This window comes from Streptomyces javensis (assembly GCF_039525925.1).
Taxonomy (GTDB): Bacteria; Actinomycetota; Actinomycetes; order Streptomycetales; family Streptomycetaceae; genus Streptomyces; species Streptomyces asiaticus.
This window is the reverse complement of record NZ_BAAAIF010000024.1, coordinates 99,663-125,860: the sequence shown is the minus strand read 5'-3', so window position 1 is coordinate 125,860 and position 26,198 is coordinate 99,663. Positions and strand designations below refer to the sequence as shown.

At 71.3% G+C, this 26,198-nt stretch carries 19 protein-coding genes and 1 pseudogene; 14 read left to right on the top strand and 6 right to left on the bottom strand.

Annotation, left to right across the window (positions count from 1 at the left end):
- From ABD329_RS22495 to ABD329_RS22460, 8 genes and pseudogenes are all read left to right on the top strand, one after another.
- Positions 1–1,926, top strand: a pseudogene (locus ABD329_RS22495) (type I polyketide synthase); the annotation flags it as partial.
- A 367-nt stretch (positions 1,927–2,293) separates the two neighbouring features.
- Positions 2,294–3,319 (top strand): MupA/Atu3671 family FMN-dependent luciferase-like monooxygenase, encoded by a 1,026-nt coding sequence (locus ABD329_RS22490; RefSeq protein ID WP_281404658.1) that lies wholly within the window; start codon positions 2,294–2,296, stop codon positions 3,317–3,319.
- A gap of 174 nt (positions 3,320–3,493) precedes the next feature.
- Positions 3,494–5,149 (top strand): FAD-binding dehydrogenase, encoded by a 1,656-nt coding sequence (locus ABD329_RS22485; RefSeq protein ID WP_198277999.1) that lies wholly within the window; start codon positions 3,494–3,496, stop codon positions 5,147–5,149.
- A 165-nt stretch (positions 5,150–5,314) separates the two neighbouring features.
- A complete protein-coding gene (locus tag ABD329_RS22480; protein ID WP_198278000.1) occupies positions 5,315–6,157 on the top strand; it encodes an SAM-dependent methyltransferase in 843 nt (280 codons plus the stop codon).
- Positions 6,158–6,438: 281 nt separating this feature from the next.
- Complete coding sequence (locus ABD329_RS22475; RefSeq protein ID WP_198278001.1) at positions 6,439–7,335, top strand: helix-turn-helix transcriptional regulator; 897 nt, start codon at positions 6,439–6,441, stop codon at positions 7,333–7,335.
- Between the two features lie 103 nt (positions 7,336–7,438).
- On the top strand, positions 7,439–7,666 hold the full coding sequence (locus tag ABD329_RS22470; protein ID WP_198278002.1) for an MbtH family protein: 228 nt from the start codon (positions 7,439–7,441) through the stop codon (positions 7,664–7,666).
- Positions 7,667–7,829: 163 nt separating this feature from the next.
- Entirely contained in the window at positions 7,830–9,677 is a 1,848-nt protein-coding gene (locus ABD329_RS22465) for an SgcJ/EcaC family oxidoreductase (protein ID WP_198278003.1), read from the top strand.
- Positions 9,678–9,694: 17 nt separating this feature from the next.
- Positions 9,695–11,191: a phytoene desaturase family protein gene (locus ABD329_RS22460; RefSeq protein WP_198278006.1), complete on the top strand. Its 1,497-nt coding sequence runs from the start codon at positions 9,695–9,697 to the stop codon at positions 11,189–11,191.
- On the opposite strand, the gene adh is transcribed toward ABD329_RS22460, so the two are convergent.
- From adh to ABD329_RS22440, 4 genes are all read right to left on the bottom strand, one after another.
- Positions 11,188–12,711 carry an aldehyde dehydrogenase gene (adh, locus tag ABD329_RS22455; protein ID WP_198278004.1) on the bottom strand — a complete coding sequence of 508 codons (1,524 nt, stop codon included), beginning with the start codon at positions 12,709–12,711 and terminating at the stop codon, positions 11,188–11,190. The two genes, ABD329_RS22460 and adh, sit on opposite strands and share 4 nt — an antisense overlap.
- A gap of 107 nt (positions 12,712–12,818) precedes the next feature.
- A complete protein-coding gene (locus ABD329_RS22450) occupies positions 12,819–14,237 on the bottom strand; it encodes a GAF domain-containing protein (protein WP_198278005.1) in 1,419 nt (472 codons plus the stop codon).
- Positions 14,238–14,326: 89 nt separating this feature from the next.
- Entirely contained in the window at positions 14,327–14,461 is a 135-nt protein-coding gene (locus ABD329_RS22445; RefSeq protein ID WP_262704163.1) for a hypothetical protein, read from the bottom strand.
- A gap of 310 nt (positions 14,462–14,771) precedes the next feature.
- Positions 14,772–16,037 (bottom strand): glycoside hydrolase family 18 protein, encoded by a 1,266-nt coding sequence (locus tag ABD329_RS22440; RefSeq protein ID WP_198281719.1) that lies wholly within the window; start codon positions 16,035–16,037, stop codon positions 14,772–14,774.
- Between the two features lie 384 nt (positions 16,038–16,421).
- Here ABD329_RS22440 and ABD329_RS22435 point away from each other — a divergent pair, with 384 nt between their 5' ends.
- Entirely contained in the window at positions 16,422–17,594 is a 1,173-nt protein-coding gene (locus tag ABD329_RS22435; RefSeq protein WP_198281720.1) for an acyl-CoA dehydrogenase family protein, read from the top strand.
- A gap of 207 nt (positions 17,595–17,801) precedes the next feature.
- Here ABD329_RS22435 and ABD329_RS22430 read toward each other — a convergent pair whose 3' ends face one another.
- The gene (locus tag ABD329_RS22430) at positions 17,802–18,155 is read right to left on the bottom strand and encodes a hypothetical protein (protein WP_198281721.1); all 354 of its coding nucleotides are present in this window, start codon (positions 18,153–18,155) and stop codon (positions 17,802–17,804) included.
- A 228-nt stretch (positions 18,156–18,383) separates the two neighbouring features.
- Here ABD329_RS22430 and ABD329_RS22425 point away from each other — a divergent pair, with 228 nt between their 5' ends.
- From ABD329_RS22425 to ABD329_RS22405, 5 genes are all read left to right on the top strand, one after another.
- Complete coding sequence (locus tag ABD329_RS22425; protein ID WP_020866923.1) at positions 18,384–18,824, top strand: Lrp/AsnC family transcriptional regulator; 441 nt, start codon at positions 18,384–18,386, stop codon at positions 18,822–18,824.
- Between the two features lie 145 nt (positions 18,825–18,969).
- Positions 18,970–20,517 carry an amidohydrolase gene (locus ABD329_RS22420; protein WP_344316813.1) on the top strand — a complete coding sequence of 516 codons (1,548 nt, stop codon included), beginning with the start codon at positions 18,970–18,972 and terminating at the stop codon, positions 20,515–20,517.
- 577 nt (positions 20,518–21,094) lie between these two features.
- Positions 21,095–23,140, top strand: a complete 2,046-nt coding sequence (gene lnt / locus ABD329_RS22415) for an apolipoprotein N-acyltransferase (RefSeq protein WP_344316807.1) — start codon at positions 21,095–21,097, stop codon at positions 23,138–23,140.
- 158 nt (positions 23,141–23,298) lie between these two features.
- Entirely contained in the window at positions 23,299–24,030 is a 732-nt protein-coding gene (locus ABD329_RS22410; protein WP_166483121.1) for a polyprenol monophosphomannose synthase, read from the top strand.
- 119 nt (positions 24,031–24,149) lie between these two features.
- The gene (locus tag ABD329_RS22405; RefSeq protein WP_020866919.1) at positions 24,150–24,338 is read left to right on the top strand and encodes a Rho termination factor N-terminal domain-containing protein; all 189 of its coding nucleotides are present in this window, start codon (positions 24,150–24,152) and stop codon (positions 24,336–24,338) included.
- A 41-nt stretch (positions 24,339–24,379) separates the two neighbouring features.
- Here the strand turns inward: ABD329_RS22405 and ABD329_RS22400 are convergent, their stop codons facing one another.
- Positions 24,380–26,194 carry a complex I subunit 5 family protein gene (locus tag ABD329_RS22400; protein ID WP_344316804.1) on the bottom strand — a complete coding sequence of 605 codons (1,815 nt, stop codon included), beginning with the start codon at positions 26,192–26,194 and terminating at the stop codon, positions 24,380–24,382.
- Positions 26,195–26,198 lie beyond the last annotated feature (4 nt).

Sequence of the window (26,198 nt, the reverse complement as noted above, 5' to 3'; positions counted from 1 at the left end):
CCGGATGCCGGGCTGGATGAGGCGGTGGTCCGAGCGGGCGGGAGGTGTGCCAGCTACGCGGATGTGTCCGCGTTGATCAGCGCGCTCGATGAGGGCGAGGCGGTGCCGGAGACGGTGGTGCTGTCCTGTCCGGCGGGCGCTGGTGACGGGGACGTGGTTGCCGGGGTGCGGGAGTCGCTTTCTGCTGTGTTGTCTTCGGTGCGGCGGTGGTTGGGTGAGGAGCGTTTGTTCGGGTCTCGTCTGGTGGTGGCCACCTGTGGTGCGGTCGCTACGGAGGCGGGTGAGGATGTGGCCGATCTGGTGCAGGCTCCGGTGTGGGGGCTGTTGCGGTCGGTGCAGACCGAGAATCCCGGCCGGTTCCTCCTCCTGGACCACGACCCCGGCCTCGACCTCGACCTCGGCCCCGACCTCGACCTCGACTCCGGCCCCGACCACGACCCCGGCCCTGACCATGGCCAGGAGATCAGTTCCGCCGCAGCAGATGCGGTGGTGCGGGCCATCGCCACTGGTGAGGAGTCCCAGCTGGCGGTCCGTGGCGGGACCGTCCTCGTCCCGCGCTTGTCCCGCGTGGCCAAGCCCGCAGTAGCCCCCGAGGTACCTGCGCCGCTGGTCTCCGGCGGGACCGTGCTGGTCACGGGCGCATCAGGTGTGCTGGCGGGTGTGGTGGCCCGGCATCTGGCGGCTGAGCACGGGGTGGAGCATCTGCTTCTTGCCAGCCGCAGGGGTCCGGACGCCCCGGGGACGGTCGAGTTGGTGGCTGAGCTGGAGGCGGCGGGGGCTTCGGTCACCGTGGCTGCCTGTGATGTGGGCGACCGTGACGCCGTGCGCGAGCTGCTGGCGGCCGTCCCGGCGCAGCTTCCGCTGCGGGGTGTGGTCCACACCGCAGCGGTGGTGGATGACGGTGTCGTGGAGGGGCTGACCGATGAGCGTGTCCAGCGGGTGCTGGCCCCGAAGGTGGACGGGGCCTGGCATCTGCATGAGCTGACGCGGGACATGGGGTTGGAGGCGTTCGTGCTGTACTCCTCCGTCGCCTCCACCCTCGGTGCCGGTGGGCAGAGCAGTTACGCGGCGGCCAACGCCTTCCTCGACGCCCTGGCCCAGCACCGCCACGCCCACGGCCTGCCCGCACTCTCCCTCGCCTGGGGCCTGTGGGCGCAGGCCAGCGGAATCACCCAGAACCTCAGCCAGACCGACATCGCGCGCATGGCCCGTGGCGGTACCACCGGACTGACCACCGAAGAAGGTCTCGCCCTCTTCGACACCGCTCACAGCGTGGGCCGTTCGCATGTGATGCCGGTGCGTATGGACCTGACGTCCCACCAGGCCCACCCGGAAGTGCCGGTCCCGCCAATGCTGCGGAACTTGGTACGTACGCCGCTGCGCAAGGCCGCGACCGAGCAGGGCGGTGCCAAGCAATGGCGGGACCGGCTGCTGGGGGCGAGCCCGGAGGAGCGGGAGCGGCTTCTGCTGGAGCTCGTCCGCACCTCGACCGCGACCGTTCTGGGGCACAGGGACTCCGGAGAGATCGACCTCGAAGGCGAATTCCTCGAAATGGGGTTGGATTCCCTGACGGCCGTCGAGCTCCGGAACCAGCTGGGCGGCGCCACGGGGCTGCGGCTGTCCACGACGATGGTCTTTGACCATCCGACCCCGGCCGATCTCGCGGTCCACCTCGCAGACGAGCTCAATGCCCTCGCGGTCAGCTCTCCCGGATCCCCCACCTCTTCCAACCCGCCCACCGCTCCCAGCGCTTCCGGCACTCCCAGCGCCGCAGAGTCCAACACCGCCGGCACCCACGCCGTGCTAGCGGAGATCGAAAAGCTCCGGGAAACGCTTTCCCTCGCGTCACTGGTCAATGAGGACCGGTCCCTGGCGCTCGGCCGACTGGAGGACGTGCTCAATCAATTCGCAAAGCAGGGCATCGACGTACTCAGCTGAGCTCCGCAGGGCCTCCGCAGTGCCTCCGCGGGGCCCCGTGGCCACGGGTGGCCAATCGTGGCCATAAGTGGCCACCGGCCCCGGCTCCGGCCCCAATGACAAGTTCCCAGCGAATGCGTGAGCACGAATTCCCACGTCATCCGCTGTGATCAACGAAGCGGGAAGGTTATCTTTGGGCTGCGGAAAATCAGAAGTCCATTGCCTGTCGACAGCGTCACGACAGCATTCCGACAGCATGCTGAAAGCGAATTATCCAGTGTCCGGCCAACCCTTGTCCGCGCCGTCTGATCATGGTTAGAGTCGGCAGCGCGGACGCCCGAGTCACATAAGACGGATTCACGGGGAAGTGGTGTCGATGGAATTCAGCGTCTTGTACTTTGCGAACCGCGAGGTCATGGATGCGTCCGCGGAATACGATCTGCTCCTGGACACGGCGCGGTTTGCCGATGAGCACGGCTTCAGAGCGCTCTGGATGCCTGAGCGGCATTTTCATCGATTCGGCGGCGCGTATCCGAATCCGGCACTGACGGCAGCGGCCCTCGCCACCGTGACGCGCAACATACGGCTGCGGGCGGGAAGCGTGGTCGTTCCACTCCACGATTCGCTGGAAGTCGTGGAGAACTGGTCACTGGTGGACAACCTCTCCCGCGGCCGCGTCGATCTGGCCTTCGGTACGGGCTGGGCACCCAACGATTTCGTCCTGGCGCCGGACCGTTACCAGGAGCGCCGGAAGCTCACGATGGACGGGATCGAGGAGATCCGCGGCCTGTGGCGCGGGGAGCCGGTGAAGCGGGTCAATGGGGAGGGCGACGGTGTCGAGGTCCTCACCTACCCTCGCCCGATGCAGCCGGAGCCCGGCCTCTGGATGACGTGTTCCAGCAGCCGGGCCACGTTCGAGGAGGCCGGTGCGCGCGGGCTGAACATCCTCACCGCTCTGCTCTTCCAGAAGGTGGAGGAGGTGGCGGCGAACATCGAGGTGTATCGGGCGGCCCGCGCCAAGAGCGGTCTCGATCCGGCGGGCGGCACGGTCACCCTGATGATGCACACCTTCGCCGGCGAGACCGACAAGCAGGTACGCGACATCGTGAAGGAGCCCTTCAAGGCGTATCTCAAGTCCTCCTTCGACCTCTGGCGCAATCAGTGGAGCGATCTGAAGGGCGTGGACCAGGAGCAGGTGGTCAACTTCGCCTTTGAACGCTACTTCCGCACCGCATCGCTGTTCGGCTCCGTCGACAAGTGCGTCCGGTCCGTGGAAAAGCTGGCCCAGGCCGGTGTGAACGAGGTCGCCTGCCTCGTGGACTTCGGTGTGACCGGCGATGAGATTCGCGCTGCCCTGCCCTATCTCGACCAGGTCAGGAGCCGTGTCCAGGCGGGGACGTGAGCCGATGGAGACTCCGCGGCGCCCCACTGCTCGTCCCCTACGCGCCCCTCCGCGACCCTACGCGCCCTCCGGTGCATCTCCGGGGCCCCTCCGCCGTCCAAGCCACCGCCCATCCACACCACCACCGCCACCACCGCCGCCCAGCGGCGACGCCGATCCGAGGTGAAGGAAGATATGTCATACGACGCCGACGTCATCGTGGTCGGTGCGGGGCTGGCCGGTCTGGTTGCCGCGGCCGAGCTGGCCGACGCGGGCCGTAAGGTCATCGTGCTCGACCAGGAGGGCGAGAACTCGCTGGGCGGTCAGGCGTTCTGGTCCTTCGGCGGCCTCTTCCTCGTGGACTCACCGGAGCAGCGCCGCATGGGCATCCGGGACAGCCAGGAGCTGGCGCTCCAGGACTGGCTCGGGAGCGCCGAATTCGACCGGGCGGAGGACCACTGGCCACGCCGCTGGGCGGAGGCGTACGTGGACTTCGCCGCCGGGGAGCAGCGGTCCTGGCTCAGGGAGCAGGGAGTGCGTTTCTTCCCGCTCGTCAGCTGGACGGAACGAGGTGGCTACGCGGCGTCCGGCCACGGCAATTCGGTGCCCCGGTTCCACATCACCTGGGGCACCGGGCCCGGTCTGCTGGAGCCCTTCATCCGCAGGGTCCGGGCCGCCCGCGCCCGGGGCCTGGTCGAGCTGCGGTACCGCCACCGGGTCACCGGACTGTCCCGCACCGCCGGATCCGTGGACACGGTGTCCGGCGATCTGCTGGCGCCCGACCAGGTGCAACGGGGAGCGGCCAGCTCGCGGGACGTGGTGGGCGCTTTCGACCTCCGTGCCCAGGCGGTCATCGTCACTTCCGGTGGCATCGGCGGCAACGACGATCTCGTCCGCAGGAACTGGCCGGAGCGGCTGGGCAACCCCCCTCGGCGGATGATCGCCGGCGTTCCCGCCTACGTCGACGGGCACATGCTCGAGGTGACGGAGAAGGCCGGGGGACGGGTCATCAACGGCGACCGGATGTGGCACTACAACGAGGGCGTCCAGAACTGGGATCCGATCTGGCCCCGCCATGGCATCCGCATTCTGCCGGGCCCTTCGTCCCTCTGGCTGGACGCCACGGGGAAGCGGCTGCCGGTGCCGCTCTTCCCGGGGTACGACACCTTGGGCACGCTCAAGCACATCATGAGCACGGGCTACGACTACTCGTGGTTCGTACTGACCCAGAAGATCATCGAGAAGGAGTTCGCGCTCTCGGGGTCGGAGCAGAACCCCGACCTCACGGGGAAGAGCATCCGGGGTGTGCTCGGCAGGCTCCGACCCGGCCCGCCCGGCCCCGTGGAGGCGTTCCGGCAGCACGGTGTGGACTTCGTGGTGGAGCGGGATCTGGCCGCGCTGGTGCGCGGCATGAACGCGCTGACCGACGAGGAACTGATCGACGAGTCCGAACTCCGTCGCGAGATCGTCGCGCGTGATCGCGAGACGGTCAACAAGTTCTCCAAGGACCTTCAGATCAACGCGATCCGGGCAGCGGGAAACTACCTCGGCGACAAGCTGGGGAAGGTGGCTCCGCTGCACAGGTTGCTGGATCCCAAGGCCGGTCCGCTCATCGCGGTGCGGCTGAACATCATCACCCGCAAGTCGCTCGGTGGTCTGGAGACCGACCTGTCCAGCCGGGTGCTGACCGGCACCGGCGAGCCCCTTCCGGGTGTCTACGCGGCGGGCGAGGTGGCCGGATTCGGCGGTGGCGGGGTGCACGGCTACCGCTCGCTGGAGGGGACGTTCCTCGGCGGATGTCTGCTGTCCGGCCGCGCGGCGGGCCGTGCCGCGGCGCGAGCTGTGGGCTGAACTCCATGAACCGCCTTGACCACATGAACCGCGTGAACCACGTGAACCACATGAACCACGTGAACCACATGAGCCGCATGAACGGCACGAATGGCACGAATGGCGGCGCCGGGCAAACGGCGTGACCAGCACACCACCACTTGACGCATCGGAGAGGCAGTTCGGATGTCAACGGCGGCACAGAGCAACATCGCTCAAGTAGGAGATCGCTACGACGAGTTCAGCGCACTGCACGCCGTGCTGAGCGACAGCGATCTGCCCGTGGGAAGCAATCTGCACCTCGGGTACTGGAACGACGAGCACGACGAGGCCGACCTGGCGACCGCCACCGAGCAGCTGACACGGCAGATGCTCAAGCGGCTGGCGCCCCGGCCCGGACAGCGGATCCTCGATGTGGGCTGCGGAGTGGGCCAGCCCGCGATGAGCCTGGCCCGCGCCTGTGATGTCGAGGTGCACGGCATCTCGGTCAGCCGCCGCCAGGTGGAGCAGGCCACCGCGCGCGCGAGCGAGGCCGGGCTGGCGGACCGGGTGCGCTTCGAGTACGCCAACGCCATGCAACTGCCCTACCCCGACGCCTCGTTCGACGCGGCATGGCTCTTCGAGTCGCTCATCCACATGCCGGAGAAGGAACGCGCGCTGAAAGAGGTGGCGCGGGTGCTCAAACCGGGGTCCCGGGTGGCCGTCGCCGATATGTTCCACCGTCCCGGACACGACTGGCCGCTCGAGGGAAGTGAGATCGTCACGGCGGTCGACCTCGACGACTACCAGGAGCTGTTCGACCGGGCGGGGCTCCGGCTGCTGGAGATCGACGATGTGTCGGATCACACGATCGTGCCGCCGCCCATTCAGGCCAAGCTCAAGGACCTGCTCGCGCCGCATCGTGAGGCGCTGGTACGGGCGGTCGGCGAGGGGCTCGTCAATCAGTTGATCGGGCCCGAGGAGGGTGTGGAAGTGCGGCCCGGCGGCGGGCTCCCCGGTTATGTGCTGATCGCCGGAGAACGTCCGTAGAAGCGAACGAGCCGCCCACTCGCGGTCCGCGGCCGGTATCGCCCACTCATCCCGGTTGTCATTCGTTGCGACGCCAGGAGTCCGACGTGATAATCGAATTGACTTGGTGATCTTCTGGGGGTTGGATGCTCAAGGAACGGGGACTTGAATGGCGTGCGGTTGCCGTGTATCGGCTTTCGCTTCTTCAGCCTTCACTCGACGTCGGTGAGATCGCGCGCCGACTGGACCTTTCCGAAGCCGAAGTCCGCGCGGTCCACGCGGAGCTGGCCGAACATCCGCTGGTGGCCGGACGAGCCGCCCTGACCTGCGAGGATTCCGGTCTCGACGAGAGGCTCGGCGAGAGGCTCGGCGAGAGTCTCGGCGATGGGCTGAGCGAGGGGCTCGGCGATGGACTGAGCGAGGGTCTCGGTGAAGGGCTCCGCGAGGATCTGGGATCCGGGGACGACCTCACGGCGCGCCGGTGGCAGATAGCGAAGGCCCGATCCATGGTCTCCTCGGTGACCCGGAATTACGAGGCCGGTGAGGAATACGTCGGTGCCGTCCGGCGGTTCGACGGGGCCGATGCCGTGCATACGCGGCTGCGCGAGTTGTGCGGACGGGCGGTCAAGGAGTGCCGCATCTTCTCCTCTTCCTATGTTCAGCTTCCGAATTCCGTGGAGCAGGGAAACCAATGGGAGCGGGTGGTGGCGGAGCGCGGAATTTCCATCCGGGCCGTTCATCAGGACAGCTTTCGCGGTGATTCCGCGGAACTGGGGGCCGCCCGGTGGCTCGCCTCGCTGGGCGGGCGGATCCGTACCGTCCCCGTCCTCCCGACCCCCATGGCGCTGGTGGACGAGCACATCGCCCTGGTGCCACTGGATCCCGAGGACGCCACCCGCGGCGCGCTCGAACTGAATGGGTGCGAGGCGGTGGCGGCACTGCGGACGATCTTCGAACACTTCTGGGTCACGGCCACTCCCTGGGACGAGCCCGCACAGCGGGACCGGGAGGGGCTCTCGCCCCGGGAGCGCGATCTGCTGCGCCTCCTCGCCAGTGGATTCACCGACGAGTCGATGTGCCGCAAGCTGGGCATCTCGCTGCGCACCGTACGCCGCGCGGTGGCCGATCTCATGGCTCGCCTGGGCGCCCACAGCCGCTTCGAGGCGGGTGTGCAGGCGGTCCGCTGCGGCTGGCTGTGAGGGGTGGCGGCGGAGCGCCCGCCGACGCGCGTTCCATCCGCCCGGTCCGAAGACAAGCAATCGAGCGGCTCGTGGAGTCCGCCCTGTCCCGAGGAGTCAGACGATGACCAATCCGTTCGACAACCCCGACGGCACCTTCCTGGTTCTGGTCAACGACGAGGGTCAGTACTCGCTGTGGCCGGCCTTCGCGGAGGTCCCGGCCGGCTGGGAGGTCGTGGTCCAGGAGACGGATCGCAAGACCTGCCTGGACTACATCGATGCGAACTGGACCGACATGCGGCCCAAGAGCCTGATCGAGGCGATGAACCGGGCGGAGCGGAACGGGGGGTGACCCCACCGAGCCCCGAAACCAAGCCCCGAAGAGCGGCCCGCCCAACAGGAGCGGCCCGCACACCACGAGCGGCCCGCACACCACGAGCGGCCCGCACACCACGAGCGGCGCGGAGAACGAGCAACAGCAGCCCGGTACCAACCATGCAAAGGGAAGTGATGGTGTGAAAGGTTCGCGCAGGCTCGGCAGCGCACTCGTACTCGGTGGCGGCATGGCCGGACTGCTCGCCGCGGCCGCCCTCGTCGAGTACGTGGACACCATCACCGTCGTGGAACGGGACCGGCTGCCGGACGGGCCCGAGGTGCGCAAGGGCGTGCCTCAGGGCCGTCACCTCCACGGTCTCCAGTCCAGCGGCGTACAGGCCATGGACACTCTGCTCCCGGGCACCATGGAGGGCCTTTTCGCGGCCGGTGCCCACCGGGTGGCCATGCCGACGCAGGCGCTGTTCTACGGCCCGCACGGCTGGATGCGCCAGTATCCGGGCGAACACTTCACGGTCGGAGCCAGCAGGGCTCTGGCCGAACACATCGTGCGCCGTGCCCTGCTCGGCCATGCGCACGTCCGGATCCTGGAAGGCGCCGAGGCCACCGGACTGATGGGCGACGCGGGGCGGGTGTCCGGGGCTCATATTCGCCACCGCGGCACCGGGGCGCGCGAGAGCGTCGACGCGGACCTGGTCATCGACGCCACCGGCCGCGGTTCCAGGGCGCCGCAGTGGCTCAGTGAACTGGGCCTGCCGGAGGTGCCCGCCACGGTGGTCGACGCGGGGCTGGCCTACGCGAGCCGTGTGATCCGTCCTCCCGACGAGGCCACCGGGCGCAGGTTCCCCCTGATCGCCTTGCAGGGCGACCCGCGAAGCGGTGCCCCGGCCCGGATCGGGGGCATGATGCTCATCGAGGACGGGACATGGATGGTGACCCTGGCGGGCACCAGGGGCGCCCACCCTCCCCTGGACGAGGAGGGCTTCCTCCGCTTCGCCCAGACCCTGCGCCACCCCCTCATGAGCGAACTCATCTCCCAGGGCACGCCCATGAGCCGGATCTCCGGTTTCCAGAACACCGCCAATCACCGCCGCCACTACGACAAGCTGCGGACACGCCCCACCGGCTTCCTGGTGTTCGGCGACGCGACCACCACCTTCAATCCCCTGTACGGGCAGGGCGTGACCGCGGCGGCGCTGAGCGCCGTCACCCTGCGCGAAGAGCTCGCGCGGGGCCCGCTCGACGAGGAGGGCTACGGCCGGACCCAGGAGGCGGTCATCCGCGCCACCGACATCGCATGGGCGATGGCGTCCAACGAGGACCTGCGCTATCCGGGGACGACGGGGCCCGCGCCGACCGCTCGGCGGAAGGTGTTGCAGCGCTGCTCGGACCGGCTGCGCATCACCGCCGCCTGCGATCCGGTGGCCTCCCAGGCCCTGTTCAAGGCGCTCACCCTCACCACCCCGCCCCGTGAGGTGTTCAACGCCCGCACGCTCAGGGCGCTGCTGCGGGGTCCACGCCATCCCGCGCGCTACGACCTTCCCCCCGAGCACACCGGACTCCCCGCACCCACGACAAACGAGACGTACACGGACGAGACATACGAGGGAAGGACCCCGATGGTGGAGAGCGAGACCGAGAAGAAGGCCGTGGTCGCCGCGTTGGAGCGGCTCGGTGCGGCCTGGTCGGAGCTGGACGCGCGGGCGCTGGGCGAGGTGTTCACCGACGACGCGACCATGATCGCTTTCGGGTATCTGCGCAAGGGCCGGGACGAGATCGCAACCCGTATGGGGGAGGCGTTCCAGGGCCCGTACCAGGGCAGTCGGATAGTCGGTGACGTCCTGGAGGTGCGGCTGCTGGGCGACAGCGCGGCGGTGGCCGTCGTCCGCGGGGCCGTGCTGACGGCCGGGGAGACCGAGGTGACCGCGGAGAACGCGATCCGGTCCACCTGGACGCTGGTCAAACAGGACGGTGAGTGGCGCGTCGCCGCGTACCACAACAGCCCCGCCAAGGAGGACATGCCCGTGTGAGCCGGCAGACTGGGCCCATGAAGGCCCGTACGGGAAGCGGCGAAGCCATCGTGGTGGGGGCCGGTCCGAACGGGCTGGCCGCCGCCGTCACCCTGGCCCTCAGCGGCTTCCGGGTCACCGTGCTCGAAGCGGCGGACACCATCGGCGGCGGCACCCGCAGCGGTGAACTCGGCGTGCCCGGTGTGGTGTTCGACCACTGCTCCTCGGCGCATGTGGTGGGCGCCGGCTCACCGTTCCTGCGCTCGCTGGACCTGCGGCCGTACGGGCTGGAATGGCTGTGGCCCGAGGTCGACCTCGCGCATCCGCTGGACTCCGGTGGCGCGGGCGCGCTGTACCGGTCGGTCGGGAGGACGGCGGACGGGCTCGGCGCGGACGGCCCCGCCTGGCGGCGGCTGTTCGGGCCCCTGGCGGCGGACGCGGAGGTGCTCGCCGACGCGGTCATGCGCCCGCTGGCACGGGTGCCCCGCCATCCGCTCCGGCTCGCCCGCTTCGGCCTCCTCGCCCTACAGCCCCCGACGCTGGTGGCCAAGCGGTTCCGCACCGATGAGGCGCGCGGTGTCTTCGGCGGAGTGGCGGCACACCTGTTCGGTCCGTTGACCCAGCCGGTCGGGGCCGCCATCGGGCTCATGATCATCGCGATGGGGCACCGGTTCGGCTGGCCCGCGGCCAAGGGCGGCTCACGCGCCCTCACCGACGCCCTGGCCGCGCTGCTCACCGAGGTGGGCGGGCGCATCGAGACCGGGGTGCGGGTCCGCTCCCTCGAGGAGCTGCCCCCGGCCGACGCCGTCATGCTCGACCTGGTCCCGGCCGCCGCGGCGGAGGTGATCGGCGACCGGTTGCCGGCCCGGGTCCGGCGGGCCTACGCCCGTTTCCGCCACGGCCCCGGGGCGTTCAAGCTGGACCTCGCCGTCGAGGGCGGGATCCCGTGGCGCGCCGAGCACTGCCGCCGGGCGGGCACCGTGCACCTGGGCGGGAGCTTCGAGGAGATCGCCCATGCCGAGCGGGAGGTGCACCGCGGCCGGATGCCCCAGCGGCCCTTCATGCTGGTCTCGCAGCAGTATCTGGCCGACCCCGGCCGCTCGTCCGGTGGCATCCACCCCGTCTCCGCCTACGCGCACGTGCCGCACGGCTACACGGGAGACGCCACCTCGGCCATGCTGCGGCAGTTCGAGCGCTTCGCGCCCGGAACGCGGGAGCGGATCGTCTCCCTGACGGCGATGTCGACCGCGGAACTGGAGCTGTACAACGCCAACTACGTCGGGGGAGACATCATCTCCGGCGCCAACACCCCGCTCCAGCTGGTGACGCGTCCCCGCCTGGTCCCCGACCCGTACCGCACGGGCGTGCCGGGTGTCTTCCTCTGCTCCGCGGCCACTCCACCGGGCGCCGGTGCCCACGGCATGAGCGGCCACAACGCCGCCCGCTCCGCGCTGCGCGCGCTGGGGCGCCCGACCCCAGGGGATCGGGCGCCCTCCGTGCGGACCCGGGCCCGCACCCGCCCTTTCGGGGCCTAGAAGAAGCCGAGCTTCTTCGGCGAGTACGACACCAGCAGGTTCTTCGTCTGCTGGTAGTGGTCCAGCATCATCTTGTGGGTCTCGCGGCCGATTCCGGACTGCTTGTAGCCGCCGAAGGCGGCGTGCGCCGGGTAGGCGTGGTAGCAGTTGGTCCACACCCGGCCCGCCTGGATGGCACGCCCGGCCCGGTACGCGGTCGAGCCGTCCCGGGTCCAGACTCCCGCGCCCAGCCCGTAGAGGGTGTCGTTGGCGATCCCGATCGCGTCGTCGAAGTCGCCGAACCGCGTCACCGCGACCACCGGCCCGAAGATCTCCTCCTGGAAGACCCGCATGCGGTTGTCGCCCTCGAAGATCGTGGGCTCGACGTAGTAGCCGCCCTCCAGCTCACCGCCGAGCTCGGCACGGCTGCCGCCGGTGAGGACGCGGGCGCCCTCCTGCCGGCCGATGTCCAGGTACGACAGGATCTTCTCGAGCTGGTCGTTGGACGCCTGGGCGCCGATCATGGTGTCGGTGTCCAGCGGATGGCCCTGCGTGATCTTCTCCGTACGGGCCACGGCGGCGTCCATGAACGCCTGGTAGTGGCCGCCCTGGACCAGGGCGCGCGAGGGACAGGTGCACACCTCGCCCTGGTTGAGGGCGAACATGGTGAACCCTTCCAGGGCCTTGTCCATGAAGTCGTCGTCGGTGGCCGAGACATCGTCGAAGAAGATGTTCGGGCTCTTGCCGCCGAGTTCCAGGGTGACCGGGATCAGGTTCTCGCTCGCGTACTGCATGATCAGACGGCCGGTGGTGGTCTCCCCGGTGAAGGCGACCTTGGCCACCCGGGAGTTGGACGCCAGCGGCTTGCCGGCCTCCACACCGAAGCCGTTGACGATGTTGACCACGCCCGGCGGCAGCAGATCGGCCACCAGGTTCATCCAGACGTGGACCGAGGCGGGCGTCTGTTCGGCCGGCTTCAGCACCACCGCGTTGCCCGCGGCCAGCGCCGGGGCCAGCTTCCACGTGGCCATCAGGATGGGGAAGTTCCACGGGATGATCTGGGCGACCACGCCCAGCGGCTCATGGAAGTGGTACGCGACCGTGTCGTGGTCGATCTCGGAGAGGCTGCCCTCCTGCGCCCGGATGGCCCCCGCGAAGTAGCGGAAGTGGTCGATGGCGAGCGGGATGTCGGCGGCCAGGGTCTCCCGTACCGGCTTGCCGTTCTCCCAGCTCTCGGCGACCGCGAGGGCCTCCAGGTTCTGCTCCATCCGATCGGCGATCCTCAGCAGCACCGAGGCGCGCTCGGCGGGGGCCGTACGGCCCCAGGCGGGCGCCGCCGCGTGGGCGGCGTCCAGGGCCCGCTCGACGTCCTCGGCGGTGCCCCGGGCGATCTCGGTGAAGGGCTGCCCGTTGACGGGGGTGGGGTTCTCGAAGTAGCGGCCCTGGGCCGGCGGTACGTACTCCCCGCCGATCCAGTGGTCATAGCGCGGCTGATAGGTGACGACCGAGCCCTCGGAGCCGGGGCTTGCGAAACGCGTCATGGGGCGGCCTCCCTGGTGTACGCGTGGTGGGTCCCGTTGTCGGACGCGTCGTCCGTGTGCGCGTCCAGGCTCCGCCCGCGCCGACACGGGCGGAGCCGACGGGGAGGCTAGGCCCGGCCACGTTGCGCCGACGTTGCGTCCCGGTGGCCGCCCCCTTGCCGCAGGGCTCCGTGCTCATGGCCGCCTTGGTGGCGCGAGGCGCCCTCATGGCCGCTTTGGTGGCGCGATGCTTCGCCCTCGTGGCCGCCTTGGTGGGTGCCGCCCGGCAGCCCGTACAGCTCCCGCAGCCGCCGCACCCGCGCCGCCGGCGCCGCCCGCCCCGGCGCATGCGCCGGAAGCGTGGTCAGCAGCGCCTCCGCGACCTCCAGATCGTCCTCGCCCCACGGCGTCTGCCCCCAGCGGCGCAGCAGCTCGGGGTCGCCGTGGGAGAGCACGGCGCGCCGCAGCCCGTCCTCCAGCACCCGCCGCATCCGGCACACCCCCGGCGCCTCCGACAGCGGCAGCAGCGGCCCGGTGTACGCCCGCAGCGCCGTGTAGGCGTCACCGGAGGCCAACGCCTCGGCGGCGTCCGCCAGATCGGTGCGCACGGGTGTGCAGAGCCGGTACGGGCGCGAGCCGAGCAGCGGACCCACCAGCCGGCGCAGCCGGGACAGCTCGGCCCGCAGCGTCACCGGAGAGCGGTCGTCGGCCAGTGGTCCGTACAGCTCGAGCGCGAGCCGGTCGCCCGAAAGACCCTCGGGATGGCCGGCCAGCAGCACCATGATCTCGCTGTGCCGCCGCCCGAGCCGCAGCCGCCGCCCGTCGACGACCAGCAGCGCCTCGTCCCGCCCCAGCGCCGTCAGCGAGATCCGCGGTGTGCGCGTCCGCGGCAGCTCGGCGCCCAGCTGGGCCTCGGCGGCGCGGGCGGTCGCCTGGACCAGGGCGAGGCTGTGCGGGGCGGCCAGATGGTCCCCGCCGGTGATGTCCACCGCGCCCAGCAGCCGACCGGTGTGCGGATCGTGGAGCGGGGCGGCGGCGCAGGTCCACGGCTGCACGCTGCGGTTGAAGTGTTCGGCGGCGAAGATCTGCACCGCGTGGTCGACGGTGAGCGCGGTCCCGGGCGCGTTGGTGCCCGCGTGGCGCTCGTCCCAGCGCGCTCCGGCCACGAAGTTCATCCCCTCGGCCCGGTTCCGTACCCCCGCGTGCCCCTCCACCCACAGCAGCCGGCCCTGTTCGTCGCAGACCGCGAGCAGATGGGCCCCGTCGTAGGCGATGGTGCCCAGCAACTCCCGGAACAGCGGCATCACCCGGGCCAGCGGATGGTCCGCGCGATAGGTGTCCAGCGCGTCGTCCGCCAGGTCGATCGGCGCCTTGCACTCCTGGGTGACCCGGGCGTCGGCCGAGCGCCGCCAGGACTCCGCCACCACCGGCCGTACGGCCGGACCCACCGCCCCCTCGGTCAGAAACGCCTCATGGGCGCGGCGCACATCGCGGGTGCGCTCAGCGGGGTCGGTGCCTGACGCCATCGCCAGCCAGGGATTGACCATGGTGCCTCGCTCAGCGGTACGGAGGGGGCGGAACGGGGGGTGCGGAGTCTCAGGCTTTCACGGATCGGGCGGCGGGAGGAGTCGGCAGGTCAGGTATGCGCGGGCAGGGAGGGGGCGGGCACGACCCCGGGCGGGGAGGCATAGCCGCAGGAGTGGCAGATCTTCCACCCGTCCTGGTTCACGGCGAGTTGGCCGCCACAGCTCGGGCACTGCTCGGAGCTCATGATCGTTCCTTTTGTTCACGCGCGCGGAGCGGAGCGGGCCACCCGTGCGCTCAGATTTCCTTGTGGGGCGGATGCCCCGCAATAGCCAGAACAAGCCGCGTTGAGGTACGAGCCCCGGAAGGAGCGCGTTCACGGAGGGGGTACGCGGCGTTACCGGGGGGTCTTCTCCACATACGCTCCTCGCGCCCCCTCGTGCGCCGCTTGAACGCTTGACGCCGATGGGCCGATTGTGCGCGGGCGCACACGACGAAGCGGGCGGGGAGCCGGTGATGGCTCCCCGCCCGCGTCGATCAGGGTCGTTGCTGTGGGGTCAGCTGATGGACTTGATCAGCTCACCGTTCGAGGTGTCGCCGCTGAGCTCCCAGAAGAAGGTGCCGCCCAGGCCCTGCTGCTGCTTGTAGTTCATCTTCCCGGCGATGGTGGCGGGGGTGTCATAGCTCCACCACTGGTTGCCGCAGTGCGCGTAGGCCGTGCCCGCGACCGTGCCGGTCGCCGGGCAGGAGCCCTTGAGCACCTTGTAGTCCTCGATGCCCGCCTCGTAGGTGCCGGGCGCGGCGCCGGTCGCCGTGCCACCGGGGGCGTCCTGGGTGACGCCGCTCCAGCCGCGTCCGTAGAAGCCGATGCCCAGCAGGAGCTTCGAGGCCGGGATGCCGAGGCCCTTGAGCTTTTGGATGGCGGCGTCGGTGTTGAAGCCCTGCTGCGGAATGCCGTTGTAGGAGTTGAGCGGGGAGTGCGGGGCGGTGGGGCCCTGTGCGGCCCACGCACCGAAGAAGTCGTACGTCATCGGGTTGTACCAGTCGACGTACTGCGCGGCGCCCGCGTAGTCGGCGGCCTCGATCTTGCCGCCGGAGGAGGCGTCGGCCGTGATCGCCGCGGTCACCAGGTTGGACGAACCGAACTTGGCGCGCACGGCGGACATCAGGTTCTTGAAGGCGTTCTTACCGCTGGTGTCGCAGGAGAGGCCGCAGGCGTTGGGGTACTCCCAGTCGATGTCGATGCCGTCGAAGACATCCGCCCAGCGCGGGTCCTCGACCAGGTCGTAGCAGGACTGGGCGAAGGCCGCGGGGTTCTTGGCGGCCTCGGTGAACCCGGAGGACCAGGTCCAGCCGCCGAAGGACCACAGCACCTTCAGGCCGGGGTGGAGCTTCTTGAGCTTGCGCAGCTGGTTGAAGTTGCCGCGCAGGGCGCCCGCGTCCCAGGTGTCGGCCTGGCCGTCGACGCTGCTCGCCGCGTCGTACGCCTTGTCGTAGTCGGCGTAGGAGTCACCGATGGCGCACTTGCCGCCGGTGACATTGCCGAAGGCGTAGTTGATGTGGGTGAGCTTGGCGGCCGAGCCCGAGGTCTCGACGTTCTTGACGTGGTAGTTGCGCTGGTAGATGCCCCATTCGGTGAAGTAGCCGACCACCTTGTTCCCGGCGGCCTTCGTCGTGGGGGTCTGGGCGGCCTTGGACGTGGCCTGGGGTATATCGGCGCTCCGGGGTTCACCGGCCGCTGCCGAGCCCGCGAGCAGAGTGGCGGTCAGCACCGCCGTACAGATCGCCGCGAGCGCGGCGGACAGTCTGCCTGGTCTGAGCATGGAATCTCCTCGGTGGGGGGTGAGGGGAGAGTGAACTGCCCGACGACCTGCCCATAGCTTGACATGAACGCGCAGGGCAGGGTGGGGAAAAGGTAGAAGGACTAGACCAGTGGGGTCAATGGTCTGGGCCAATTTGCTCCATGCGTGCGACGTTGGTGGGAGTGCGTGGAGGAAGGTGGTGGGTGCCCATGTGCGAATTTGGTTGAAGATCGGGCGACCGGTACCGGAAGGCTCCGGATCGGGCATACTCCAACCGCCGCGGTGCAGGTCATCACCGTTCGCGATCCGACGGGTGGACCGGCCGGCGGCAGCAACACCGGTGGCGCCGCCTCACCCCGGCGCACGCCGCCGCAGCGCCTGACCAGGGGAGAGGAGAGCGCCGCCATGACCGATCACGGCCCGCAGCCGGTGGAGCGTGAGCTGCCCACCGAAGAGGCCCGCGACCTGATCTCGCTCGTCCGCGAGCTGATCGAACGGGAGATCAAGCCCCGGGCCGCCGAGGAGGAGGCCGCCGGGCGCTTCCCCCGCGAGCTGTTCACCCTGCTGTCCGAGTCCGGGCTGCTGGGGCTGGTCCACCCCGAGGAGTTCGGCGGCGGCGACCAGCCGTACGAGGTCTACCTCCAGGTCCTCGAGGAGCTCGCCGCGGCCCGGCTGACCGTCGGCCTCGGCGTCAGCGTCCACACCCTGGCCTGCCACGCCCTCGCCGGCTACGGCAGCAAGGAGCAGCTGGCCGAGCACCTGCCCGCGATGCTGGGCGGCGGGCTGCTCGGCGCGTACTGCCTCTCCGAGCCCTCCTCCGGCTCCGACGCGGCCGGGCTCACCACCCGCGCCACCCGCGACGGGGGCACCTGGATCCTCGAGGGCACCAAGGCGTGGATCACCCACGGCGGCATCGCCGACTTCTACACCGTGCTCGCCCGCACCGGCCCCGAGCGCACCCGCGGCATCAGCGCCTTCCTCGTGCCCGCCGACGCCCCCGGGCTCTCGGCGGCCGCGCCCGAGCACAAGATGGGCATGGCCGGTTCGCCGACCGCCCAGATCCACCTCGACGGGGTGCGGGTGCCTGACGCGCGCCGCATCGGCGAGGAGGGGCAGGGGTTCGCGATCGCCCTGTCCGCCCTCGACGCGGGCCGTCTCGGCATCGCGGCCTGTGCCGTCGGCGTCGCCCAGGCGGCGCTGGACGAGGCGCTCGCGTACACCGCGCAGCGGCGGCAGTTCGGCCGGCCGATAGCCGACTTCCAGGGCTTGCGCTTCATGCTCGCCGACATGGCCACGCAGATCGAGGCCGGGCGCGCCCTGTACCTGACGGCGGCACGGCTGCGGGACGCGGGGCGGCCGTTCTCCAAGCAGGCGGCGATGGCCAAGCTGTTCTGCACGGACGCGGCGATGCGGATCACCACCGATGCCGTCCAACTGCTGGGCGGATACGGCTACACGGTGGACTTCCCGGTCGAGCGCTATATGCGCGAGGCGAAGGTCCTCCAGATCGTGGAGGGCACCAACCAGATCCAGCGGGTGGTGATCGCCCGCGCTCTCGCGGGGCCTGAGGTCGGCTGAGACCGGTGTGTCGGTAGGGGGCGCGGCCTGCGCCCCCGCCGTTTCGGGTACGCCCCGGCGAGTGAGCCGAAGGGGCGCGTCGCTGTCGAAAGGGAGAGCGCGCGCAGGCCCCGAGGAACGAGGGGCCGAGCACGGTCGACCGTCGACAGGGGGCACCTCCCGGCGGTAGCTGGGGGAGGCTGAAGCGCCCCGGAGGCGAACCGAGCCCTAGAAAAGGCGCACCGGCCGGGAGCCGGGGCCGCCGAGGTGGGAGAACGGCTGCGTCCGCCAGTCCAGGCCCGCCGGAAGCGTCAGCAGCAGCGCGGCGTCCCGCTCGAACGCGTCCAGCGACGCGTCGGCGGGCTCGGCGTCGGCCACCCGGCGACCGGTGCCGGCGCAGACCGTGAGCCCGAACGGGTCCCACGGGGACGAGCACAGCGCGTGCTCGGGAAGGACGTCCTCGTCGGCGAGGAGCGCGATGGGGCGCGCGCAGTCCGGGCAGATCACCCGGAACATCTCATAGGTGTCGTGGATCTCGTCGGTATCGATGTCGCCTGCGTCGAGGCGCTCGAGATGAGGCATGAGTTTCCCCCTCGGGTGGGCTGGCCAGGCGCGTCGGCCTCGACCACAGCAAGCATTTCCCTCGCGGCCGCATAGGTAATCGCCACATCTCATAGGACGCCCACGAGGACATGTGGCGTTCGTCACATGCCCGGTGCAGGTGCGGCGTAGCGGCGCCTATGTCCGCTGTGCCCACCCGGTGCCCACCCGTTGTGCCGGAGCCCTCCCGACCACATAAGGTGATCGGCTGTGGAGGAGTTGGACAGACAGATCGTGGAGCTGCTCGTCAAGGACGGCCGGATGAGCTACACGGACCTGGGCAAGGCCACCGGCCTGTCCACATCGGCCGTGCACCAGCGGGTTCGCCGTCTCGAACAGCGGGGCGTGATCCGCGGCTATGCCGCCGTCGTGGACCCCGAGGCCGTCGGGCTTCCCCTTACCGCGTTCATCTCGGTCAAACCCTTCGACCCCAGCGCGCCCGACGACATCTCCGAGCGGCTCGCCGAGGTGCCCGAGATCGAGGCGTGCCACAGCGTCGCGGGAGACGAGAACTACATCCTCAAGGTGCGCGTCGCGACCCCGCTGGAGCTGGAGCACCTGCTCAGCCGGATCCGCTCGCTCGCGGGTGTCTCCACCCGCACCACCGTGGTCCTCTCCACGCCCTACGAGGCGCGCCCGCCGCGCGTCTGAACGCCCTTCCGACACCCCTCACCCGATACCCGCATCGAGGCAGCCCGCCGTGAACGACCCCACCCCCGCCCAGGCCCCCGAAGGCCGTACCGTCCTGCTGCGCGGAGGTGAGGTCCACAGCCCAGCCGATCCGTTCGCGACCGCGATGGTCGCCGAGCGCGGCACCATCGCCTGGGTCGGCTCCGAAGGGGCCGCGGACGGCTTCGCGGACGGTGTGGACGAGGTCGTCCAGCTGGACGGGGCGCTGGTGACGCCCGCCTTCACCGATGCGCATGTGCACACCACCGCGACCGGGCTCGCCCTCACCGGACTCGATCTCACCGGCGCCCGTACGCTCGCCGACGCGCTGGAGCGGGTGCGCGCCCACGCCGCCGCCCACCCCGCCGACCGGGTGCTGCTCGGGCACGGCTGGGACGCCGCCCGCTGGCCCGAGGGACGACCGCCTTCCCGGGCCGAACTCGACCAGGCGACCGGCGGCCGCCCCCTCTATCTCACCCGCATCGATGTGCACTCCGCCGTCGTCACCACCGCCCTCCTCGACCTCGTGCCCGGCGTGTCGGACCTGGCCGGGTACCGCCCCGACACGCCGCTGACCGGCGCCGCCCACCACGCCGTACGCGCCGCGGCCCACGCGGTCATCACCGAGCGGCAGCGCGCCGACGCCCAGCGGGCCGCCCGCGCCCGCGCCGCCTCGCTGGGCATCGGCACCCTCCACGAGTGCGCCGGGCCCGACATCTCCTCCGAGGACGACCTCACCGGGCTGCTCCGGCTCGCCGCCGAAGAGCCGGGGCCGCGGGTGTACGGCTACTGGGCCGAGGCCGCCCGCAGCGCCTCCGACCTGGACAAGGTGCGCGAACTCGGCGCCATCGGCGCGGCGGGCGACCTCTTCGTCGACGGGGCGCTCGGCTCGCACACGGCGTGTCTCCACCAGACGTACGCCGACACGCCGCACACCGGCACCGCCTACCTGGACGCGGCGGCCGTCGCCGCCCATGTCACCGCCTGCACCGAGGCCGGGATCCAGGCCGGTTTCCACGCCATCGGCGACGCCGCGGTCACGGCCGTCGTGGAGGGCGTACGGGCCGCCGCCGAAACGGTCGGGCTCGCCCGGGTGCGCGCCGCCCGGCACCGCGTCGAACACGCCGAGATGCTCACCCCCGAGACCGTCGCGGCCTTCGCCGACCTCGGCCTCACCGCCTCCGTCCAGCCCGCCTTCGACGCCCTGTGGGGCGGCGAGGACGGCATGTACGCCCAGCGGCTCGGCCCCGAGCGGGCCCGCACCCTCAACCCCTACGCGGCGCTGCTGCGCGCCGGGGTGCCCCTGGCGCTCGGCTCCGACAGCCCCGTCACCCCGCTCGACCCCTGGGGCACCGTGCGCGCCGCCGCCTTCCACCGCACCCCGGAGCACCGGATCTCGGTCCGCGCCGCCTTCACCGCCCACACCCGCGGCGGCTGGCGGGCCATCGGACGGGACGACGCGGGCGTCCTGGCGCCCGGCGCGCCCGCCGACTACGCGATCTGGCGGACCGGTGAGCTCATCGTGCAGGTGCCCGACACGCGGGTCGCCGGGTGGTCCACCGACCCCCGTTCCGGCACCCCCGGTCTGCCCGACCTCACTCCGGGCGGTCAACTGCCCGTCTGTGTCCGCACGGTGGTGGGCGGACGCACCGTCCACCTCCGGCCGGACGAGTGACGCGCGGGCGCCCCGTACCGCCGAACGATGAGCCCCCGGCCTGTCGTGGCATCTGAACACCGTCCGTACTGACCTGGTCATTTGAGGAAACGGCGCAGGTCATGTGGCTGTTGACAGGGTGCGGTCGGTGGCCGGTAGGTTCGGGCTCGTCCACCAAAGGACGCCCGACCGGGGAATCTTCACGAAGTCGTCGAACGCCGCTGGGCCAGAGGGAGACGCGCCGCCGTGGTGCGCCACCACTGGGAGCCAGGTCCAGTGCACGGGGGCGAGGGAGGGATCGCCGGGTCGGCAGGTGCGACCCGGGAGGGGCCCGGACGCTCAGTAGACAACGGCTCTCGGTCGATCCGCAGCCAGCGGGTCCCAGGTCGGCCCGAAGGGCGTCGGGCCCCCACTCCGCACGCGCACACCGGCGGACCGCCCCCCGACGCGGGGGCGGGGCCGCCGCCGGGCGGGGAACCCCCGCCATGGCCGAAGCGTTTCTCCACCCCGAGGTCACAATCCGCACCTCGGGACCACTACCGCGCGCCCGCGTTATACGGTCACCTCACCACAGCACGACCTGTAGGAAGGCCGCACCGTGCCATCGGGTTCCGACACCACCGCCGAAGCCGCCCCCACCGGGCCGGACGCAGACCGACCGGGTCAGCGGACGACCGGCTCCGCCGCCACGCCGCCCACGGAGGGCGCCGAGGGCGCCGAGGGCGGTGACGCCGTGGGGGGCCGTAAGCCCGTCGGGGGCGGCGACGCCGCCGAGGGCCGTAAGCCCGGGGAGGGCGGTGACGCCGTGGGGGGCCCTGTCCCCGTCGAGGATCGTGACGCCGCCGAGGGCGGCGCATCCGGCGCGACCGGGGCCGCCGCGCCTGGGACTGCCGCATCCGGTGCCGCGTCTGCCGTGCCCGCGTCCGCCGCGTCCGGGGCCGCAGCCGATGCGTCCGAGACCGCCTCCGACGCCTCCGGGTCCGTGCCCGCCGCGTCCGAGACCGCCTCCGCCGCCTCCGCCGCCTCCGGATCCGCCTCCGCGCCGTCCCCGGGAGGACGGCGGCTCGGCCGGCTGCGCCACCTCGGCCCCCTCGCCCGCCGGGAGGCGCGGCGCAGCGCGCTCGCGGCGGTCAGCGGGCTCGCGCTCGGCCTCGCCTTCCCGCCGTTCGGGGTGTGGCCGCTGTCCCTGGTGGCCGTCGCCGCCCTGGCCCTGCTCACCCACGGCCGGACCGCCCGCCAGGGCGCCTGGACGGGCTTCGCCTTCGGGGTGCCGTTCTTCCTGCTGCTGCTGAAGTGGCTCAGCGTGGTGGGCTGGGACGCGGTGGTGGGCCTGTCCATCATCGAGGCGGCCTTCCTCGCCCTGATGGGGGCGGGGCTGGCCCTGGTCTCCCGGCTGCCCGTGCCGGCCCTGTGGCCGCTGTGGACGGCCTGTCTGTGGGTCGCCGAGGAGTGGGCCCGCGACCGGGTGCCCTTCGGCGGCTTCCCCTGGGGCCGGCTGGCCTTCGCCAACACCGGCTCGCCCTACACCCCGCTCGCCGCGCTCGGCGGCGCCCCGCTGGTCACCTTCGGCGTCGCCCTGACGGGCGGAGCGCTCGCCGGTGCCGCGCTCACCCTGTGGCGGCTGCGCGGCGCCGGGGGCTTCTCACCGCGCCGCGCCCTGCCCGCCGCCGGGGCCGTGGCCGTCGCGGCCGCCGTGACGGCCGCCGGATTCGCGGTGCCCGTCCCCACCGCCGCCGACGACTCGGTCGACATCGCGGTCGTCCAGGGCAATGTGCAGCAGGCCGGGATGGACTTCCTGGGCCGCCCGATGAAGATCCTCAACAACCATGTGAACGCGACCCTGGACCTGGCGAAGGACATCAGGGCGGGCCGGATCGCCAAGCCCGATCTCGTCATATGGCCGGAAAACGCCTCCGACCTCGATCCCTTCCAGTATCGGGAGGCATACGCCCGGATCGACGAGGCCGTGAAGTCGATCGGCGTTCCGGTGCTGGTCGGCGCCCTGGTCGACCATCCGACCAAACAGGGCTATGTGGAGAACCAGGGCATCGTCTGGGACCCGAAGAGCGGTCCCGGCGCCTCGTACACCAAGCAGCACCCGGTGCCCTTCGGCGAGTACGTGCCGTTCCGCCAGGAGCTCAGCAAGGTCATCACCCGGCTCCAGCGGGTGCCCCGCGACTTCTACCCCGGTGACCACACCGGTGTGCTGAACGTCGGCCCGGCCCGGCTCGGTGATGTGATCTGCTTCGAGGTCGCCTACGACGAGATCGTGCGCGACACGGTCAACGCGGGCGCCCGGGCGATCGTCGTCCAGACCAACAACGCCACCTATGGACGCAGCGGCCAGCCCGAGCAGCAGCTGGTCATGTCCAGGCTGCGGGCGATCGAACACGGTCGTCCGGTGATCACCGCGGCCACGAGCGGGATCAGCGCCGTGGTCTCCCCGGATGGCACGATCGAGCAGCGGACGAAAGAATTCACGCAAGATGTGCTCACCGCGCGCATCCCGCTGCGTGACGGCAAGACCCTGGCCGACCGCGTCGGTGCGATCCCCGAGTGGGTGCTCGCTATGGTGGGCGTTCTGTCCTGCGCGGCCGCGATCATGATCGGCCGTCGGGGACGTACGGACGAGAAGGGGCAGTAGCCGTGAGCGACGCACGCGAGGCCGAGGAGCCTGGCACCAAGGCCGACGAGCCGAGCGCGAAGGCCGGGGAGGCCGGCGCCGAGGCCGAGGAGCCGCGCCGTAGCAACGAGGGCCAGGACGACGGTGGCCGGCGGAAGTACGGTCCGCTCGGCACGACCTTGGTGATCATCCCGACCTACAACGAGGCGGAGAACATCAAGCCGATCGTCGCGCGGGTCCGGGAGTCGGTTCCGGACGCGCACATCCTCGTCGCGGACGACAACAGCCCGGACGGCACGGGCAAGGTCGCCGATGAGCTGGCTGCCGAGGACGACCACGTCAAGGTCCTGCACCGCAAGGGCAAGGAGGGCCTCGGCGCCGCCTATCTGGCCGGGTTCCGCTGGGGCATCGAGCACGGCTACGGCGTGCTGGTGGAGATGGACGCCGACGGCTCCCACCAGCCCGAGGAGCTGCCCCGGCTGCTCACCGCGCTCAAGGGCGCGGATCTGGTGATCGGCTCCCGCTGGGTGCCCGGCGGCCGCATCGTCAACTGGCCCAAGTCCCGCGAATTCATCTCCCGGGGCGGCAGCACCTACTCCCGTCTGCTCCTCGACGTCCCGATCCGCGACATGACGGCGGGCTACCGGGCGTTCCGGAAGGAGACGCTCGAGGGCATCGGCATGGACGAGGTCGCCTCCCAGGGCTACTGCTTCCAGATCGACCTGGCCTGGCGGGCCATCAAGGCGGGCTTCCACGTCATCGAGGTCCCGGTCACCTTCATCGAACGCGAGCGCGGCGAGAGCAAGATGAGCCGCGACATCGTCACGGAGGCGGCCTGGCGGGTGATGTCCTGGGGCGTGGGCTCGCGGGTCAACAAGGTGCTGGGCCGCAAGGATGCCAAGGATTCCTAGAACTCCGGGGAGTCCAGGGCCCTCCGATCCCCGGCCGCAGGGCCGCCCTCCGCGCTCGGAGTAGTCCCGCGGGCGATGTTCCGCCCCGTACCGGACACTTGAGGCGGAAGGAGGCGGACATGGCCAAAGCGACCGCCAAGAGCGGAAAGACGTCGGGGCGCCGCATGGCGGCCCGTGGGGGCGCCAAGTCGGGCGGCATGGAGACGCGGACGAAGGAGGACCTGTACCGCGAGGCCCAGAAGGCGGGCATCGAGGGCAGGTCCCAGATGTCCAAGAGCCAGTTGATCTCGGCTCTGCGCCACCGCTGACCGCTGACCCATGGGACCGGGCGCGCCCCGGTCCCGGCGGCTCAGCGGACCCCCGGGACGGTCAACACCGTGAGCAGCGCCGTCCCGGCGATCAGCCAGGCGACGTAGTCGCCGATATGCCCGGACTGCAATCGTCGTACGGGCGCGAGGAGCGCGGCCGTCCCGGTGCGTACCGGCCGCCGCACCGCCAGTGTGGCCAGGGTGATGGCGAGGGCCGCGGAGAGCAGCCCGAGCAGGATCCCGGTCAGCTGCCAGTGCGGTGGCAGATGCGCCGGGGCGGCCGCGGCGTGTCCGTCGAGGACCGTCCGGCGGTAGCCCCCGGTGTCGGTGAACAACGCCCCGGCCCGGCCCACCGCGGACCCGACGGCCGGGATCACCCCGAGGGCCAGCGACGCGGCCAGCAGCGCCGCGGGCACCGCCAGCAGCGGCACCGGGATCCGCAAGAGACGGCCACCGGTCTCGGGCTCCTCCTCGCCGGTGGTCTCCGGGCCGCCCTCCTTCCCCTCCCGGGGCCGCCGGCCCACTCCGGCGAAGATCCGCAGCCCGGCGCGCAGCACCGCGCCCCCGGTCACCGCCGACACCAGGACGTAGAGCGCGGGCAGCCATCCGGCGGTGTGCCCCGCGGCCTCCTCCGCGGCGGCCTTGCCGAGCCCGGAGCCGAACGGCGGCAGCCCGCTCAGGCCCAGCCCGCCCACCGCGAACAGCACGCCGACCGCCGGCAGTTCCCGGGCCCGGCCGAACAGCTCGTGCTCGTCCACGGTCGCGTACCGGTCCAGCAGCACCCCGGCGCAGGCGAAGAGGGCCGCCTTCACCCCTGCGTGGCCCAGTACGTACAGCGCCGTGCCGGAGATCCCCTCGGGGGTGAGCACGGCGACGCCGATCAGGAACAGCCCGGTGTGGGCCACGGTCGAGAACGCCAGCAGCCGTTTGAGATGGCGCTGCTGCCAGCACATCACCGCGCCCAGCAGCGCCGTGAGGACGCCCAGCACCAGCAGCGCGCGGGTGAAGTCGGGGTGGGAGAGCCCTCCGGGCCCGGAGAAGACCGTCCAGTAGACCCGGGCGACCCCGTAGACACCGAGCTCCACCATCACCCCGGACAGCAGCATGCACACCGGCGTCGGGGCGACCGCGTGTGCGTCGGGCAGCCAGAAGTGGAACGGCACGGCGGCCGCCTTCACCAGTAGCCCCGTGGTCACCAGGACGAACGCGGCGAGCACCAGCCCGTCCGGCCCGTCCGTGTCCAGCCGCCGCCCGATCTGGGCGAACCCCAGCTCCCCGGTGCGCGCGTACAGCAGCGTGATGCCCAGCAGGGTGACGTAGGCGCCGAGGGAGTTCACCACCCCGAAGGCCAGCGCGCCTTGCAGCGGTTTGGGCTCCTCGACGCGGAAGCCGGTCAGCGCGTAGGCGGCCACGCCCATCAGCTCGAAGAAGACGAACGCGTTGAACAGGTCGCCGGTCAGCGCGAAACCGCACATGCCCGCCTGGAACACCAGGATCAGCGCGGGGAAGGAGCCGGTGTGACGGCGCGGCGGCTCCTCGAAGTAGCGCCAGGAGTAGACCAGGACGGCGACGACGAGCAGCGAGACCAGCGCCGCGAGCCCGGCCCCCAGCGGATCGCCGACCAGCACGATGCCCACCCGCCGCCAGCCGCCCACCCACTCCACCGGATATGTCCCCGGCCCGGGGTGACCGGCCCGGAACAGCACCAGGAGCACCACCGCGGCGGTGGCGGCGGCGAAGGCGCAGCCCAGGATGTCGGAGACGAGCCGGGGCAGCCGCCGTGCGGTGGCCACCAGCACCGCCGCGCCCAGCAGCGGCACCGCCACCACCAGCGGCAGCAGCCGCGCGGTGTCCACCCGA

Bases quoted from the DNA above. Each gene is read 5' to 3' on its own strand.
- ABD329_RS22450 (WP_198278005.1), bottom strand. From the start codon at position 14,237: ATGGTCAATCCCTGGCTGGCGATGGCGTCAGGCACCGACCCCGCTGAG.
- ABD329_RS22480 (WP_198278000.1), top strand. From the start codon at position 5,315: ATGTCAACGGCGGCACAGAGCAACATCGCTCAAGTAGGAGATCGCTAC.
- ABD329_RS22405 (WP_020866919.1), top strand. From the start codon at position 24,150: ATGGCCAAAGCGACCGCCAAGAGCGGAAAGACGTCGGGGCGCCGCATG.
- ABD329_RS22435 (WP_198281720.1), top strand. From the start codon at position 16,422: ATGACCGATCACGGCCCGCAGCCGGTGGAGCGTGAGCTGCCCACCGAA.
- ABD329_RS22440 (WP_198281719.1), bottom strand. From the start codon at position 16,037: ATGCTCAGACCAGGCAGACTGTCCGCCGCGCTCGCGGCGATCTGTACG.
- adh (WP_198278004.1), bottom strand. From the start codon at position 12,711: ATGACGCGTTTCGCAAGCCCCGGCTCCGAGGGCTCGGTCGTCACCTAT.
- ABD329_RS22430 (WP_198281721.1), bottom strand. From the start codon at position 18,155: ATGCCTCATCTCGAGCGCCTCGACGCAGGCGACATCGATACCGACGAG.
- ABD329_RS22490 (WP_281404658.1), top strand. From the start codon at position 2,294: ATGGAATTCAGCGTCTTGTACTTTGCGAACCGCGAGGTCATGGATGCG.
- ABD329_RS22445 (WP_262704163.1), bottom strand. From the start codon at position 14,461: ATGAGCTCCGAGCAGTGCCCGAGCTGTGGCGGCCAACTCGCCGTGAAC.
- ABD329_RS22460 (WP_198278006.1), top strand. From the start codon at position 9,695: ATGAAGGCCCGTACGGGAAGCGGCGAAGCCATCGTGGTGGGGGCCGGT.
- ABD329_RS22420 (WP_344316813.1), top strand. From the start codon at position 18,970: ATGGTCGCCGAGCGCGGCACCATCGCCTGGGTCGGCTCCGAAGGGGCC.
- ABD329_RS22470 (WP_198278002.1), top strand. From the start codon at position 7,439: ATGACCAATCCGTTCGACAACCCCGACGGCACCTTCCTGGTTCTGGTC.
- ABD329_RS22485 (WP_198277999.1), top strand. From the start codon at position 3,494: ATGTCATACGACGCCGACGTCATCGTGGTCGGTGCGGGGCTGGCCGGT.